The organism is Marinobacter lutaoensis (assembly GCF_001981305.1).
GTDB lineage: Bacteria > Pseudomonadota > Gammaproteobacteria > Pseudomonadales > Oleiphilaceae > Marinobacter > Marinobacter lutaoensis.
This window is the reverse complement of sequence record NZ_MSCW01000008.1, coordinates 154,447-170,674: the sequence shown is the minus strand read 5'-3', so window position 1 is coordinate 170,674 and position 16,228 is coordinate 154,447. Positions and strand designations below refer to the sequence as shown.

Genomic DNA, 16,228 nt, shown 5'->3' with positions numbered 1-16,228 from the left:
CTGGACAGGGACCCGACCTACCTCAATTTCGTGGCAATCCGGGTCTTTCTGAAGTGTCTCGAACCGTCACGGGAAGCTGCATGCACATATCCGCTCCACTCATGGCCCGTTGTCTGGCCGGCGCCGTTTTCACCCTCGCCGCCGGTTGCGCCAGCGTATCCTCACCCACGTCACAGTCTCAGCCAGACGCGGCCCAAACCGCCCAGACCGAGCCCGCTCCGCCGGCCCCGGCCTACGCCGATTTCGAACCGGATGTCCTGTACCTGCTCCTGAGCGCCGAGATCGCCGCCCAGCGCGGACGCTATGACGTCACCCTGGTGAACTACCTCAAGGCGGCGCAGCAATCCCGCGACCTGGGCGTCATCGAACGGGCCATGCAGATCGCCCAGTCGCTGCACGGCGACAACGCCCAAACCCGGCTGGCCGAACTCTGGCTCGAGGAACAGCCGGACAGCCTTCCGGCACACCGGATCGCCGCCATCCAGGCGGTGAAGCGTGGCGACCTGGCCACGGCGCTGGCCCACATGGAAGCCATCATGAATCTGGGCGAAGACGCCGATTTCGACAGCCTGGCGGTGATGGCGGGCAGCCTGGCGCCGGCCCAGCAGCAAGAGCTGCTGACGCTGTACAAGCAACTGGCGGAACGCCACCCCGACACGCCGGAACTGGAGTATGGCATCGCCCTGCTGCTGAAGGTCACCGGCCAACCGAAACAGGCCCTGGCACGACTGGAACCGCTGCTGGACGCCCATGACAACTTTCAGCCCGCCATTGTCCTCAAGGGGGACCTGCTGTACGAGACCGGCCGCAAGCATGAGGCCCTCGACTACATGATGAGCAATACCCGGCGGTTTCCGGACAGCCGGCAGATGGGCACCCTCTATGGCCGCATGCTGATCAGCGAGGGTGAGCTGCAGGCCGCCCAGGACGAGTTCGCCCGCTTGGTGCAACAGTTCCCGGACGTGCCCGGACTGCGCCTCTCCCATGCCCTGGTCGCCATGGAAAATGACCAAGAGGAACTGGCACGGGAAGAACTGTCGCAACTGGTGGAGCAGGGCCAGCATGCCAACGAGGCGCAATACTACCTCGGCCGCATCGCCGACGAGGCCGGTGATGTCGACACGGCAATCGACCATTACCAGGCGGTGGAACAGGGCAGCTATTACTTCCCGGCACTGTCCCGGGCCAGCGCGCTGATGGCCGCCCGTGGCCAGCTCCAGGACGCGCTTGCCCGCATCCAGTCACTGAGGGACAGCCACCCGGCCCAGGCCGAGACTTACTGGCTGCTGGAGGTCAACCTGTTGCTGGACGAAGGCCAGCGGCAGCAGGCGCTGGCATCCGCCAATCAAGCCCTGGAACAGTACCCGGACAACACCCAGATCCGTTACGCCCGGGCCATGCTGCAGGACGCCCTCGGCCAGCCGGCGGAAGCCGAGCAGGACCTGACCCGGATTGTCCAGGCCGAACCGAACAACGCGGTGGCCCTGAACGCCCTGGGCTACATTCTCACCACCCGCACCGACCGTCTGAACGAAGCCCGCGACTACATCGAACGGGCCCTGCAGCTGGACCCGGACAACCCGGCGATCCTCGACAGCATGGGCTGGGTCCTGTTCCGGGAAGGCCAGCTCATGCCCGCCCTCCGCTACTTGAAGCAGGCCTGGGAGGCCTTCCCTGATCCGGAGGTGGCCGCCCACTACGGTGAAGCCCTGTGGATGGCCGGCGAGGAAGAGCAGGCCCAGATCATCTGGCAGCAGGGCCTGGAGCAGGACCCGGACCATGAAATTCTGCGGCAAACCATCCAGCGCCTGACTGGGAGCGGACGCACGCCATGACCCGGTGGTTCCGCTGGTTGCTGCTCCCCCTGCTGGCGACCCTGCTGCAGGCCTGTACATCCATCGCCCTGGCGCCGCTGCCCGAGGGCATGACCGACCAGCCCCCGGCGGACTGGTCACGCCGGGCCCGGACCCTGGGCGGGTTCGACCACTGGCAGCTGTCAGGCAAGCTGGCGGTGCGCCAGCCCAGCGACAGTGGCACCGCCCTGATCAACCAGTGGCGCCAGGAAGGCGAGCATTACCGTCTGGCGTTGTCGTCCTCGTTCCTGGGCGTGGGCAGCACCTCGCTTGAGGGTACCCCCGGTTTCATCGAGCTGACCCTGCCCAACGGCGACCGCTACCAGTCCGGCGACCCGGAAGCCCTGGTGGCGGCCGCCACCGGCTGGCAGCTGCCGCTGACCAGCCTGACTTGGTGGATTCGCGGCCTGCCAGCTCCGGAGGGTGACTTCCAGCTGCTGTTCGATGACCGCGGCCAGCTGACCCTCCTGCGCCAGTCGGGCTGGGAGATCCGCTACGACCGCTGGCAAGCGTTCGTCCCCGGACTGCCGCCGCTGCCGGCCCGCATCACCGCCCTGAAAGAGGACAAACGGGTACGCCTGGTGGTGGCTGACTGGCAAGCCCTGGAGGCGACCCCGTGACCCTCACCCTGCCCGCCCCGGCCAAGCTGAACCTGTTTCTGCACATCGTCGGTCGACGCCCGGACGGCTACCATGAACTGCAGACCCTGTTTCAGTTCCTGGACTACGGCGACGAGCTGACCTTCACCCTGACGCCGGGACATGCCGGCGTACGCCTGGCCACACCCATGCCCGGGGTGCCGGACGACGACAACCTGATCCTGCGCGCCGCCCGGGCCCTCGAAACCCGGGCCGGCCGCCGTCTGCCGGGGGTCACCATCGCCATCGACAAGCGCCTGCCCATGGGCGGCGGCCTTGGCGGCGGCAGCTCCGATGCCGCCACCACCCTACTGGCACTCAATCACCTGTGGCATCTGGGCCTGGACCTCGACACCCTGGCCGGGATCGGCCTCGGCCTGGGCGCGGACGTGCCGGTGTTCGTCCACGGTCAGGCCGCCTTCGGCGAGGGCGTCGGCGAGCGGCTGACCCCGGCCCACCCGCCGGAAGACTGGTTCGTGGTGCTGAAGCCAGACTGCCACATCAACACCGGAAAGATTTTTTCCGAAGAGGGGTTGACAAGGGACACCCCAAAAATCAAAATAGCGCCCGCTTTTGAGGGAGACGCCTCGAGGTACCGAAACGACTGTGAGGATGTAGTTCGCAAACTGTATCCGGAGGTTAACCAAAGCCTGGAATGGCTTTCACAATTCGGACCTGCAAGATTAACCGGAACCGGGGCTTGCATTTTTGGACGTTTCCCGACAGAATCCGCAGCCCGGATCATCTGGGAAAGCAAACCCTCCGGCATCACGGGGTTCGTAGCTAAAGGGGTGAACCTGTCACCTCTTCACAAAAAGCTGACAGAGCTGGAATGATGCCAAAAAAGCACGATACTGGGGTGTCGCCAAGTGGTAAGGCAACGGGTTTTGATCCCGTCATGCGTAGGTTCGAATCCTACCACCCCAGCCACCTTTCTCCCGCTTCGTCTGAATCAAACGCCGATACTGAGAAGGATGCTGTCGTGTCCAAACTGATGATTTTCGCCGGCAATGCCCACCCAGAGCTGGCACACGCCATCGCCAAGAAACTCCACATTCCCATGGGCCAGGCCACCGTCGGCCGGTTCAGCGATGGCGAAACCACCGTCGAGATCAACGAAAATGTGCGGGGCCACGATGTTTTCATCATCCAGCCCACCTGCTACCCCACCAACGACAACCTGATGGAACTGATCGTGATGGCCGACGCCCTGCGCCGCGCTTCCGCCACACGCATCACCGCCGTTATCCCCTATTACGGCTATGCCCGTCAGGACCGTCGTGTGCGCTCCACCCGGGTCGCCATCAGCGCCAAGGTCGTCGCCGACATGATCTCCAGCATCGGCGTGGACCGAGTGCTGACCGTCGACCTGCACGCGGACCAGATCCAGGGCTTCTTCGACATTCCGGTGGACAATATTTACGCCACCCCGATCATGCTCGAAGACATCGAGAAGCAGCGCTTCGAGAACTTCATCGTGGTCTCCCCGGACGTGGGCGGCGTGGTGCGTGCCCGGGCCGTGGCGAAGCGGCTGGACGACGCCGACCTGGCAATCATCGACAAGCGGCGGCCCAAGGCCAACGTCTCTCAGGTCATGCACATCATCGGTGACGTCAAGGACAAAACCTGCATCCTGGTGGACGACATCGTCGACACCGCCGGCACCCTGTGCAAGGCCGCCAATGCCTTGAAGGAACACGGCGCCTCCCGGGTCGTCGCCTACATCACCCACCCCGTGTTGTCGGGCCCGGCCATCGAGAACATCAACGCCTCCGAGCTGGATGAACTGGTGGTCTGCGACACCATTCCGCTGGGTGACAAGGCGAAGAATTGTGATAAAATCCGCCCCCTCAGCATGGCCGGCCTGCTCGCGGAGTCCATCCGCCGGGTGAGCAACGAAGAATCCATCAGCGCCATGTTCGAGAACGTCTGAGCGCCGCGCGCCTCGGACCTTTCACGAGATACGGCAGTTTTCGGGTCGGGAGCCTTTGGGCTCCCGACCCTTTTCGTCAGCCGGAGGCCAACTCCGGCTTTTCTGGAACTTCATCCGGGCCAAGCCTGGTCGCGGGCCGTTCGGATGACATATGAGGTAAAGAGCATGTCTCAGGAATTTGTGATCCAAGCATTTCCTCGTGACGACAAGGGGAAAGGTGCGAGCCGCCGCCTGCGTCGCGAGGAGCGGAAAATCCCGGCCATCATTTACGGTGGCGGTCAGGACGCGACTCCGGTTGCCATCTGGCACAACGAGCTGAAAAAGGCTCTGGAAAACGAAGCCTTCTTCTCCCACATCCTGACCATCGATCTGGAAGGCAAGAAGGAAAGCGTGATCCTGAAGGATCTGCAGCGTCACCCGTACAAGCCGATCCTGACCCACGCCGACTTCCAGCGTGTCGACAAGGACCACGAGATCCACGTCAACGTGCCGCTGCACTTCCTGAACGAGGAAAGCGCGCCGGCTGTCAAGCTTCAAGGTGGCGTGGTTTCCCACCAGATGACCGAAGTCGAGATCATCTGTCTGCCGCAGGATCTGCCCGAGTACATCGAGGTTGATCTGACCGACGTGGCCATGGACCAGGTGGTTCACCTGAGCGACCTGAAACTGCCCAAGGGCGTTCGCATCGCGGCCCTGCAGCAGGGTCCGGAACACGACCTGCCGGTACTCGCCATTCACAAGCCGAAGGGTGCCAAGGCTGACGAAGCTGAAGGCGAAGGCGAGGAAGGCGGCGAGGCGTAATCCCGCCGGGGGCGACGGCAGATGGCACAGGATATTGTTATGGTGGTCGGCCTGGGCAACCCGGGCGCCGACTACGAACATACCCGCCACAACGCCGGCGCCCTGTTCGTCGAAGCGCTGGCCCGCGACGCGGGCCAGACGCTCCGCCCCGAACGCAAGTACCATGGGCTCTATGCCCGCATCCACTGGCAGGGCCTGGACCTGCACCTTCTGAATCCCACCACCTTCATGAACCGCAGCGGGCTGGCGATCAAGGCCCTGGCGGACTTTTTCCGGATTCCCCCACAGCAGATCCTGGTCGCCCACGACGAACTGGACCTGCCAGCCGGCACCGCCAAATTCAAGAAAGGCGGCGGCCACGGCGGCCACAACGGCCTGCGCGACACCATCGCTCATCTCGGCAGCAACGACTTCCAGCGCCTGCGCCTGGGCATCGGCCATCCCGGCGACAGCCGCAAAGTGACCGGCTATGTCCTGGGCCGGCTCGGCAAGCAGGAAAGCGAACAGCTCGACGCCGTGTTCGGCGAGGTCATGCGGGTTCTGCCGGAGGCGGCCACCGGCAAGCTGGGCGCGGCCATGAACCGGCTGCACAGCTTCCGGGCAACGGCCTGAGTCCCAGGCGCCCCACTCGCACCCATACCCGTACCCCGGTATAATCCGGCCAACTTTTTCAGCACCAGCAGAGGCACTCCATGGGATTCAACTGCGGCATTGTCGGCCTTCCCAACGTCGGCAAATCCACCCTGTTCAATGCACTGACCAAAGCCGGTATCGGCGCGGAAAACTTCCCTTTCTGCACCATCGAACCGAACGCGGGCGTGGTGCCCATGCCGGACCCCCGCCTGAACACCCTGGCCAATATCGTCAAACCCGAGCGCGTGGTCCCCACCACCATGGAATTCGTGGACATTGCCGGGCTGGTGGCCGGTGCTTCCAAGGGTGAAGGCCTGGGCAACCAGTTCCTGGCCAACATCCGCCAGACCGACGCCATTGCCCACGTGGTGCGCTGCTTCGAAGACGGCAACGTCATCCACGTCGCCAACAAGGTAGACCCGGCGGCCGATATCGAGGTGATCAACACCGAGCTGGCCCTGGCTGACCTGGAAACCGTCGAGAAGGCGATCAAGCGGGTACAGCGGGTCGCCAAGAGCGGCGACAAGGAAGCCAAAGCCCAGCTGGCTATGTTCGAACAGCTGCTGCCGGTGTTGAACGAGGGCCGGCCGGTGCGCAGCATGAATCTGGACAAGGACCAGATGGCACTGATCCGGGAGCTGTGCCTGCTGACGGTCAAGCCCACCATGTACATCGCCAACGTCAACGAGGACGGCTTTGAGAACAACCCGCACCTGGACAAGGTCCGGGAAATCGCCGCCGCCGAAAATGCCGTGGTGGTCCCCATCTGCAACAAGCTCGAGGCCGAAATCTCGGAGCTGGACGACGACGAAAAAACCATGTTCCTGGAGGAGATGGGCATGGAAGAGCCCGGCCTGGACCGGGTAATCCGCGCCGGTTACACGCTGCTGGGCCTGCAGACCTACTTCACCGCCGGCGTCAAGGAAGTGCGGGCCTGGACCGTCAAGATCGGTGCCACCGCGCCCCAGGCGGCGGGGGTCATTCATACCGACTTCGAGCGCGGCTTCATCCGTGCCGAGGTGATCAGTTACGACGATTTCGTCCAGTACAATGGCGAGCAGGGTGCCAAGGATGCCGGCAAGTGGCGCCTGGAAGGCAAGGACTACATCGTCCAGGACGGTGACGTCATCCACTTCCGCTTCAACGTCTGAGCCCCTGGCATGTCGTCCCTGCCCGTCTGCTGCGGCGCACCGGAGGAATACTGGCCCTGGGCCCGGCGACTGCCGGGTCTGACCTTCGTCGCCCTGAACTTCACACCGGTGGTGGTGACCGAGGCCCAGTTTCGGGACTGCGGCATCGAGCCGCCGCCCTCGGTGCGACGGGCGGTGGCCAAGCGGCAGAGCGAGTACCTGGCTGGCCGGCTGTGCGCCCGGACGGCGCTGCAACGGGTCACCGGGCAGGCTCGAGTACCGGGCTGTGGCGAGGACCGGGCACCCTGCTGGCCTGACGGCTGCGTGGGCTCCATCAGCCACGGCGAGGGGCGCGCGGCGGCGGTGGTGGGCCGGCGTTCGGACTATGCCGGCGTGGGCCTGGACCTGGAGCCGGTGATTCCGGCGCCTCGGGCCCGGACACTGGTGCCCCAGATCTTGACCGATGGCGAACAGCGCCGTTTCGCCCGGGACCTGGACGCCCATCCGGGCCCGACCCTGACCCGGGTATTCTCCCTCAAGGAAAGCCTGTTCAAGGCCCTCTATCCACTGACCCTCACCCGCTTCTACTTCGAGCACGCCGAGGTCTTGGAGTGGCAGCCGGACGGCGGTGCCCGGCTCCGTCTGCTCACCGACCTGTCCGAGGACTGGAGGTACGGCCGGGAGCTGGAGGCGTGGGTGGCGCCCGAGCAGGACCGGCTGCTCACCCTGGTGGCGGTCCCGGTCCAATCCGCGTCGGTGCACGTCTAGGCGTTCTCGGCGAGCGCCCTGGTCACGCCCCTGGGAGGGTCATCAATGTGCGGACAGTTCTCGCACAGCCCCAACCCGGGCAACAGGTAGCGGATGCAGCACTGGCGACGCTGCCGGAACGGTGACGGCATGCCCTCCCGGGCCACGTACCGCACCGGCTCATGCAATGGGTTACGACGGCCATCCGGCCGCTGCTCGGCGGCGATCAGGGCGCGGCCATCCGCCAGTCTCCGTTCCGGGACCGACCGCCCCGCCATGGCCGAAACCAGCCACTCGATGTAATTGGCCGCGTTGCTCCACAACACCGTGCGGGACACCTTCACCTGACGGTTCATGGCCTCGATAAACGGGGCGAAGTTATCGTCCAGCAGCACCCGGAAACGCTGAAACGGGCCATCGGGCGGTGTCCGCCAGCGCACACCGGCGTCAGGAATCTTGAACGCCGCCGGCAGTCCCTCCGGGTCCAGCACGATCTCCAGGGTGTCCAGGGCCACCGGCAGCTCCCGGTCCAGCAGCAGATTGGCGGTCAGCGTGGGCACCGTCAGGCGCAGGAAATAGCTGCGGGACCACTGCGACACCAGGGCCCGCAGGTCGGCATCGGGCCGATCCGGGGCGTACCGTCGCAGCAGCCACGTCAGCCCCTCGGGGTGGACCAGTTCACGGGCCGGGAACGCCGGACGCGGATCCGTGGCGGCAACCAGCACCTCCCGATAATGAGCGAAATCCCCCGTGAACAGGGCCGCCAACTCCGGAATCAGAGCCGAGGCATCCGCCATGCTTCACCTCCCGCCGGAATCAGCACAAGGGACACCGGTCGAAAAAGCACTCTCGGGTCAGGGCCATCAGCGACGCCCGCTTGTGGGGAAAGTCGAAATCCTTCTGCCGATGAAAGCCGACCCGCTGCAGGTGCGAGATCATGCGCTCGTTGTCCCAGCGCGGTTCAGACACCAGGGTCTGGGTCCGGGGATCGTCCAGGAACAGGTAGTGCACCAGCGCCGGCAGCCAGCTCGCCACCCGGTGCGGCCCACGGTAGCGTTCCTCGCCCACCAGCATGTGGATTCCCCGATCGTAAGGACCGGCATCGTAGTAGGGGCCGATCCGGTCTTCCCGGGCCCAGTACACGTCGAAGAAGCCAAACGGGTCGTCGTCGAAGCAGCCAATCAGCTGCAGGCAATGGGGATCACCGGCCAGGGCCTGCAAGTGCTCACGATGCTGCTCAAGGCTGCCCTCCTCTTCCCAGAAGGCAGCGACCCGGGGACTGTTCTGCCAGCGGTGGTAGCGCTCAAGATCCTGTTCGATGTCCAGGGTTCGCAGGGAAATCCAGCCCCCCAAGCGGACATCGTAGCGACGGTAGACCTCCCCCTCCGGTTTCGGTGGCCGTTGCGGGAAACGCACGCCATTGGCCATCACCGGGCGCTGCGGGTAACCGGCACTGGTCTGGCCCCGAAGCCAGGGCCGGGGCTGTTGCCAGAACTGGCTGCGCCAGCTCTCCAGCCCCTCGGATGACGGCACCACCAGCCCCGTCGCCCGCGACTCCGGCGCGGCTTCCAGACCGGACCAGAGCAGACGCTGACACTCCGGGTGGCGGGCGAACAGCCAGTAGCCAGCCGCCCAGAGCGCCTCGTCGATGTCGTCGTATTCCAGCACCGAAACCGCCAGCCCCGGCTGCGCCGGAGACAGCCTCAGCTGCATCCGGGGCTGCCCGTCCAGCGCCAGTGTCAGGCGCTCGCCGGCGCGGCTGACCCGCAACACCCCGCCATCGGGCAGGGGCAGGCAATCAACGTTCAGGGTGTCAGACATGAGCCCTCCTTCAGGGGTTTCGGGTGTCCTCGCCCGGCAGGTCCCCGAGCCGGCAGCCATGCCCCTCGGCCATGGCGACCACGACTTTTCTGGGGCCCTGGAACGGCTCCCGGGCGTGGGCACAGAGCATGTTGTCGAGCATCAGTACGTCCCCGGTCCGCCACGGGAAGCAGATCCGGCATTCGTCGAGCACGCCCCGGATGTCCTCCAGCGCGGAGCTTTCCAGGGGGGTACCGTCACCGTAATAGACATTGCGGGGCAGGTTGTCTTCGCCCACGGTTTCCAGCAGCACCTCCTGCATATCCGGCTCCAGGGCGGAGACGTGGAACAGGTGGGCTTGGTTGAACCACACCCAGTCCCCGGTCCGGGGGTGCCGGGCTACCGCTTGGCAGCGCTGACTGGTGCGCAGTCCGCCATCGTCTTTCCAGTGCAGATCGATGCCCTTGCTGCGGCAGAACGCCTCGACCTGGCGCGGATCGTCGGTGTTGAAGACCTGGGGCCAGTCCACGTCCAGGCCGTTGCCGTAGTTGCGCACGTACCGCAGGCCCCGTTCCGCGAAACGGCGCCTCAGGGCCGGGTCGATCCGCTGATAAATCCGCCGGCTGTCGGCGATCGGCGTCTCTCCACCCACGGCCGCCGCCTGGGCGCAGTAGAACCAGATGCGCATCGGCCATTCGGTGGTGTAGGCCTGTTCGTTGTGCAGGGGAATCGAACGATGGGCGGGATACTCGGTGGAGGTGTACACCTCGCCGGCCACCCGGCTACGGGGGGTAGAACCAAACTCATAACTCAGCAGCGGGTGGCCGAAAGACGCGGCAAAGGCCTGGAAGCCCGCCACGCCCGGGTCGGTGAAGCCGGAGAACAGGAGGGCACCGTCCTGCTCCAGGCGCCGCGCGACCAGCGCCCGGAGACTGTCGCCGGCCCGCGCCAGCGACAGGGGCGCTGCCGCCGGAGAGACCCGGACCGGGAAGCCCTCCTCGATCGCCAAGGCCGTGTCCTGCCGCTCGCTGACCGTCGTCATGGGACTCATGCCTCGGCCAGGGCGTCGCGCAGACTCTTGGGCCGCATGTCGGTCCAGACCTCTTCGATGTGCGCCAGGCAGGTGGCCTTGTCCCCCTTCACGCCCACCGCCTTCCAGCCTTCGGGAATCGCCTTGTAGTCCGGCCAGATGGAATACTGTTCCTCATCGTTGATGACCACCTGGAATACCGTCTTGTCGCTGTCAAAGCTCATGGTTGTACCTCGCCTGACCATGGGAGTGGTTGCCATGCCGGCCCCGGGGCCGGCGCCTGTCAACGGTAAAGACGGATGGGCCCGGCGAAAATTTAAGGAATCTCAGCCGCCTTGGCGTGGCCCCATCGCCCGCAGGGCGTCCGCCATCTGCCGGACGATGACCGTGGCCGACCAGGGCCCTCCGTAGGACCAGTAGGGGCTTGTCAGGAACCCGTACCGATGCCGACGCGCCACCGGCAGGGCCCGCCACAGCGGGCTGTCAAAGAACGGTGCTTGGTCGAAGCCCCCGATGAACAGCAGGTTCAGGTCCGGCTTCCGGGCCAGGTCCCGCAGCTCGATGCGCCGATGCAGGGCATGGGCTTCCGTCAGCGGCCAAGGGTTTCGCCCGGCTAGGCGATTGGCCAGACTGACCACCAGAGTCTGCTCGTTGGACACGATGAACAGCCCCTGATGAACCAGCGGATACAGCACCGCCAGGGGTTCCCGGGCGATCCCCTGTTGTTCGGCCACGGCCCGGGCGTCAGCCAGGGCGTGGCGCAGTGCCGCCAGAACCCGCCCGGCCTGCCGCTGCCGCCCCGTCAACCCGGCCAGATGTGTCAGCATCCGCTCGCCAGCGCTCACCGCGTCCTGAGTTGAGGGCGCCAGCGAGACCCGGTACAGCAGGGTCGGCGCGATGGCATCCAGGCGCTCGAACAGCGGAGCGTGCAGGCTGGACACGCCAACGATCAGGTCCGGCTTCAGGGCCACTAAGCGTTCCAGGTTGGGCTGCTGGGCCGACCCCAGGGACTGACTGCGCGTCAGGTGCTCGCGCCCCAGCCCGACCCAGCGCCGGTACCCCTCCAGATTGCCCACCCCGACCGGCTCAATGGCCAGCGAGACCAGCAACTCCGTGGACAGGTCGTCCAGACTGACCACCCGCCGGGGCGACTCAGGCAACGTGACCGAGCGGTACGCCACCACCGGCTCGGCGGCCTGCAGCCAGCCGGTCAGACACAGCATCGGAAACAGCCACCAACCACGCGTCATAGCGTCACCTCACCCCTTGCGCAGATAGGTCCGGGTCAACAGCAGCAGAAACAGCGGCGCACCGAGGGCCGCCGTCATAATGCCCAGGGGCACGTCGAGAGGTGCCAGCAGGCGCTGCCCCAGCAGGTCCGCCGACACCAGCAGCAAGGCACCCAGCCAAGGGGTCACCCGCAACCGGTCGCGGTACCCGCGAAACCCCATCAGCCTCACCGCGTGCGGCACCAGCAGGCCGACGAAGGCCACCGGCCCGAGCACACTGACGGCGGCCGCGATCATCAGGCTCGCCAGAATCAGCAGCCACAGACGCTTGCGGGCAGCCGCCAGGCCCAGGCTGTCGGCCACGCCGTCGCCCAGGGCCAGCAGATCCAGCCAGCGCCGGCCAAGCCAGGCCAGCAGCAGCCCCAGACCGACCCAGGGCAGCAGGCTCCAGACCTCGGTCCAGGTACTGGCATAGCTGCTGCCCGACATCCACACCAGCGCCAGTGTCACGTTCTGGCTGTAGTAGGCAATCAGCAGGCTGGTCAGGGCCATGGCCAGGCCGGTCAGGGCAAAGCCGGTCAGGATCAGGCGCAAGGGCTCCAGGCCATGGCGCAGATTGAGCCCGAGGATCAGGCCCAAGCCCAGGACCGCCCCGGCCCAGGCAATGGGCAGGCGCCAGGGTACCGGCAGATCGGGAGCCATCACCAGGCCTGCCAGGACCGCAAGCGCCGCCATCTGGCTCACCCCCAGCACGCTGGGACTGGCCAGCGGATTGCGGGTGACGGCCTGTAGAATCAGGCCGCTCAGGGCAAACAGGATGCCACCGAAGGCATCCACCAGCAGGCGTGGCAGACGCAGGTCAAGCAGAGTCCAGGCCCAGCCGTCCCCCCGCACCAGCGCCGCCAGGGAAATGGGGAGGTCCCCGCCCAAGACACCCGACCACAGGGCCCAGACCAGAGCCAGGGCCAATAACAGGACCGTCGGCCGCAGCGGCAGGCGCCGGCCGACCGGCTCCGGCACGCCCCCGTCCGCCGGGCCCGGCAGGCTCCGGCCCCGGCTCAGGCGCAACAGCCACAGCACCGCCAGGGCACCGAGCATCGCGGACAGCGTCCCCAACGGCAGCTCCAGCCAGTGCGGCAGCGACGCCACCAGAACATCCGCCGCCAGGGTCAGGACCGCGCCCCAGAGCGCTGCCAGTGGCAGCAGCCGGGACGGCCAGCGCACGCCCAGCCCGTAGCGCACGAGATTGGGAGCCACCAGGCCGATGAACCCCAGGGGCCCGGCCAGGTGGATCGCCAGCGCCGTCAGCAGTGTGCCGATCAGGATCACCACCACCTTGAGCCGACGTGGCGATACCCCGAGCATCCGCATCTGGGTATCGCCCAGCAGGGTCATGTTGAGCGGACGGTGCATCAGGAACACCAGCAACAGCAGGGGCGGAACCAGCCAGACCGCCGGTTTCAAACCCGCCCACCCCATCTGGTTCAGGGAGCCGGTGTCCCACAGCGATACCACCATGGCCGCCTGCTGGTTCAGTGTCAGGAACAGGGTGATCAGGGCGTAGAACGCCTGGGCCATGGCCACGCCGGCCAGCACCAGACGCAGAGGTGTGGTGCGGCCTCCGCCGGCCAGGGCAAAGGTCAGCAGGGCCGCCGTCACACCGCCGAAGAAAATCACCGGCAGGCCCAGGGTTGCCGGCAACAGCAACGACAGAATCACCCCCAGCTGAGCACCGGCGGTGATGCCGAGCAGGTCCGGAGACACCAGTGGATTACGGGTGATCAGTTGCATCAGGGCCCCGGCCAAGCCCAGGCAGAGTCCCACCACCACGCCGGCCACCAGGCGCGGCAGCTGGGCGTCCCACAGCAGCAGTCCGTTCAGGTCGGGGTGCGCCTGCCAGGGGGCGGTCAGGGCCCGCCAGTCCAGCGCCGGGTCGCGCAGCAGGCCCTGCCAGGCCGCCAGAGCCAGCAGCAACAGCAGCCCCAGCCAGGTCGCCCGGAGCTCCGGGCGATGTGCTCCCCGCGCCACCTCCAGAGTCCGCTCCATGTCCGACGTCCCTCCCGAAAACAGCAAGGCCCCGGCGTGCCGGGGCCTGATTTTCTCAAAACCCGAAAAAGGGGGGCGGCGAACCGCCCCCGACGCAACCGGGTTGACGCTACGCGATTACCAACGGTAGGAGACGGTGCCGATCACCGTCCGGCCGGAACCGTAGTAGCAACGGCCGGCGTTGTTGCACTCGGCGATGTACTCTTCGTCCAGCAGGTTCTTGACGTTGACCCGGGCACTCCAGTTGTGGCTCAGGTCGTAGCCCAGGGCCGCATCCAGCAAGGTCTCGCCGTCGGTCTCGAGGGTACCGTAGGCAAGGGAGTCCGGCGGATAGGCATAACGGCTGCCCAGGTAGCGGACGCCCAGACCGGCCTCCAGCCCATGCAGGGCGCCGTCCAGGAACCGGTAGTTCGCCCAGACCGAGGCCTGGTGCCGGGGCACGCCGGTCACCTGCTCGTCCTCCAGGCGCGAGCCCGCGTCCTCGGTCACCTTGGCATCGGTGTAGGCATAGGCCGCCGTCATGCTGAGGTTCTCGCTGAGATCACTGCGGACCTCCAGCTCCACCCCCCGGGACTCGGTCTTACCGACCTGGCGATAGTTGCCGGCGGTGTTGTCATACACCACGTCGTCTTCCTTGGTCAGGTCAAAGGCGGACACGGTGATCGAGGTGTCCAGGCCCACCGGCTCGTACTTGACCCCCACTTCGAACTGATCGCCGGTGATCGGTTCGAAGCTGTCGCCAAGCTGCTGCACCGGCACGAAGGTGGTGGCGTAGCTGAGATAAGGCGACAGGCCGTTGGCGAACTGGTACATCAGACCGGTCTGCCAAGTGAACTCACGGTCCGTCCGTTTCATGTCGTTGCTGCCGATCCGGTCGTCGTACTCACTCCTGGCCCAGTCGTGGCGGCCGCCCAGCAGGGCAATCAGGCCACCGGCCTTCCCTTGCCACTGAGCATAGACCCCGGCCAGGTTCTGCTTGATTTCGTCATCCGAAGCCTTGAGGCTGGTCGCGGGCTCGCTGAGGTATTGCGGATCGAAAATATTGATCAGCTGATACTCGCCCGCCCCGGTATTGCCAACATACTGGATCTGGTCAAATGACGCCCGGTCAAAGCCGGCGCCCACCAGGACGGTATGCTCGACCCGGCCCGTGTTCAGGTGCCCCACCAACTGGTTATCGATGGCGTAGACCCGGGACTCATTGTCCCGGTCGCGGCCGTAGGCGACGACGTAGTCGTCATAGCCATCGCCCGCCAGTCCGCCCATGGCCGGCGGGAACGACCACCAGGTTTCCTGGCGATCCACCAACGACCGGACGTAACGCGCGTTCTGGCGAAACGCCCAGTCGTCGTTGAAGCGGTGCTCATATTCGTAGCCCAGGGTCCAGAACTCCCGGTCAAACCCGTCCCAGTCCGGATGCCCCAGATTGGTGTCGGTATCCAGCTCGCCGTTCGGGTGCTCCAGCAGGGTACCGGCCGCCGGCAGTCCCAGCTGAATCTCGGTGTTGTCCTTCTGGTACTGGGTAAGGATCGTCAGGGTGTCCTTGTCAGTCAGGTCGATGGCCAGGGACGGCGCAATGTAGAAGCGATCGTCCGGCACACTGTCGGTTTGGGTTCCGGACGAGCGCTTGAGGAACACCAGGCGTCCCCGGACCCGGCCATCGTCGACCAGCGCCCCGGACAGGTCGGCGGAAACCTGCTTGCGGTCGTGACTGCCATAGCTGAGGTTCACCTCCCCCTGGGCTTCCGCCGTCGGCCGCTTGCTGACCAGATTCACCAGGCCGCCCGGCACGTTCTCGCCGTACAGCACGGACGTCGGCCCCTTGAACACCTCCACCCGTTCCAGGCCGAACGGCTCGGCCGAGGTGCTGTAGGCGTTGGGCTGAACCCGCAGGCCGTCACGGTAGGTGCCATAACCGTAGTCGCGCTGGTTCATGCCACGGATATAGAAAATGTCACCGGCCAGTGCATCCCCGGCCGGGTAGCCCGCCGAGGAGATGCCGGGCACGTACTCCAGAATGTCATTCAGGGTCTGAGCGCCCTGATCCCGGATCTGTTCCCGGGTAACCACCGACACCGAGCGGGGGGTTTCCGACAACGGGGTGTCCGTTTTGGTGGCGGTGAGACTGCGTTCCGCCTTGTAGCCCTCGTCCGGGCCCTGGGGATTCCCCTTGTCGGCGGTTACCACGATTTCATCCAGCTTCGTCGCCTCGTCGTCCATACCCTGGGCCACCGCCCCGGTGGAGGCGGTGGCGACCAGCGCCGCCAGGAGACTGACGCGGAAGGTCCGATGGCGCATATCCTTTTGTTTCATGAGTGAGTCCCGTGTGTTGTCCAAAAATCCGGCATCGGGCACCCGCGGTGCCCCAAAAAAGGGCCTTCATATTAA

Annotated in this window: 15 protein-coding genes and 1 tRNA gene; 9 read left to right on the top strand and 7 right to left on the bottom strand. The window is 65.9% G+C overall.

Annotated features, from left to right (window positions below; genetic code table 11):
- Window positions 1–80: 80 nt before the first annotated feature.
- The 9 genes from BTO32_RS13910 (at window position 81) to BTO32_RS13870 (ending at window position 7,756) form a co-directional block, all read left to right on the top strand.
- Complete coding sequence (locus BTO32_RS13910) at window positions 81–1,835, top strand: tetratricopeptide repeat protein (RefSeq protein ID WP_076725241.1); 1,755 nt, start codon at window positions 81–83, stop codon at window positions 1,833–1,835.
- Complete coding sequence (gene lolB / locus BTO32_RS13905; protein ID WP_076725240.1) at window positions 1,832–2,473, top strand: lipoprotein insertase outer membrane protein LolB; 642 nt, start codon at window positions 1,832–1,834, stop codon at window positions 2,471–2,473. Before BTO32_RS13910 ends, lolB begins: the two co-directional genes overlap by 4 nt.
- Window positions 2,470–3,327, top strand: coding sequence for a 4-(cytidine 5'-diphospho)-2-C-methyl-D-erythritol kinase (gene ispE / locus BTO32_RS13900; protein WP_076725239.1), 858 nt, complete (start codon window positions 2,470–2,472; stop codon window positions 3,325–3,327). The genes lolB and ispE overlap by 4 nt, the downstream gene beginning before the upstream one ends.
- A 19-nt stretch (window positions 3,328–3,346) precedes the next feature.
- Window positions 3,347–3,421, top strand: a tRNA-Gln gene (locus BTO32_RS13895).
- A 52-nt stretch (window positions 3,422–3,473) separates the two neighbouring features.
- Window positions 3,474–4,424 carry a ribose-phosphate diphosphokinase gene (locus tag BTO32_RS13890; RefSeq protein ID WP_076725238.1) on the top strand — a complete coding sequence of 317 codons (951 nt, stop codon included), beginning with the start codon at window positions 3,474–3,476 and terminating at the stop codon, window positions 4,422–4,424.
- A 165-nt stretch (window positions 4,425–4,589) separates the two neighbouring features.
- On the top strand, window positions 4,590–5,225 hold the full coding sequence (locus tag BTO32_RS13885; RefSeq protein WP_076725237.1) for a 50S ribosomal protein L25/general stress protein Ctc: 636 nt from the start codon (window positions 4,590–4,592) through the stop codon (window positions 5,223–5,225).
- Between the two features lie 21 nt (window positions 5,226–5,246).
- Window positions 5,247–5,837 (top strand): aminoacyl-tRNA hydrolase, encoded by a 591-nt coding sequence (pth, locus tag BTO32_RS13880; RefSeq protein WP_076725236.1) that lies wholly within the window; start codon window positions 5,247–5,249, stop codon window positions 5,835–5,837.
- An 80-nt stretch (window positions 5,838–5,917) separates the two neighbouring features.
- On the top strand, window positions 5,918–7,009 hold the full coding sequence (gene ychF, locus BTO32_RS13875) for a redox-regulated ATPase YchF (protein ID WP_076725235.1): 1,092 nt from the start codon (window positions 5,918–5,920) through the stop codon (window positions 7,007–7,009).
- A 9-nt stretch (window positions 7,010–7,018) separates the two neighbouring features.
- Window positions 7,019–7,756: a 4'-phosphopantetheinyl transferase family protein gene (locus tag BTO32_RS13870; protein ID WP_076725234.1), complete on the top strand. Its 738-nt coding sequence runs from the start codon at window positions 7,019–7,021 to the stop codon at window positions 7,754–7,756.
- Here the strand turns inward: BTO32_RS13870 and fhuF are convergent.
- From fhuF to BTO32_RS13835, 7 genes are all read right to left on the bottom strand, one after another.
- Complete coding sequence (gene fhuF, locus BTO32_RS13865) at window positions 7,753–8,532, bottom strand: siderophore-iron reductase FhuF (protein WP_245820343.1); 780 nt, start codon at window positions 8,530–8,532, stop codon at window positions 7,753–7,755. The genes BTO32_RS13870 and fhuF overlap by 4 nt on opposite strands.
- 19 nt (window positions 8,533–8,551) lie before the next feature.
- The gene (locus BTO32_RS13860; protein WP_076725233.1) at window positions 8,552–9,556 is read right to left on the bottom strand and encodes a GNAT family N-acetyltransferase; all 1,005 of its coding nucleotides are present in this window, start codon (window positions 9,554–9,556) and stop codon (window positions 8,552–8,554) included.
- A gap of 10 nt (window positions 9,557–9,566) precedes the next feature.
- The gene (locus BTO32_RS13855; protein ID WP_076725232.1) at window positions 9,567–10,577 is read right to left on the bottom strand and encodes a TauD/TfdA family dioxygenase; all 1,011 of its coding nucleotides are present in this window, start codon (window positions 10,575–10,577) and stop codon (window positions 9,567–9,569) included.
- A 5-nt stretch (window positions 10,578–10,582) separates the two neighbouring features.
- On the bottom strand, window positions 10,583–10,789 hold the full coding sequence (locus BTO32_RS13850; RefSeq protein ID WP_076725231.1) for an MbtH family protein: 207 nt from the start codon (window positions 10,787–10,789) through the stop codon (window positions 10,583–10,585).
- Between the two features lie 102 nt (window positions 10,790–10,891).
- Window positions 10,892–11,815, bottom strand: a complete 924-nt coding sequence (locus tag BTO32_RS13845; RefSeq protein ID WP_076725230.1) for an iron-siderophore ABC transporter substrate-binding protein — start codon at window positions 11,813–11,815, stop codon at window positions 10,892–10,894.
- 9 nt (window positions 11,816–11,824) lie between these two features.
- Window positions 11,825–13,840: an iron ABC transporter permease gene (locus BTO32_RS13840; RefSeq protein ID WP_076725229.1), complete on the bottom strand. Its 2,016-nt coding sequence runs from the start codon at window positions 13,838–13,840 to the stop codon at window positions 11,825–11,827.
- Between the two features lie 117 nt (window positions 13,841–13,957).
- The gene (locus BTO32_RS13835) at window positions 13,958–16,153 is read right to left on the bottom strand and encodes a TonB-dependent siderophore receptor (RefSeq protein WP_076725228.1); all 2,196 of its coding nucleotides are present in this window, start codon (window positions 16,151–16,153) and stop codon (window positions 13,958–13,960) included.
- Window positions 16,154–16,228: the final 75 nt, after the last annotated feature.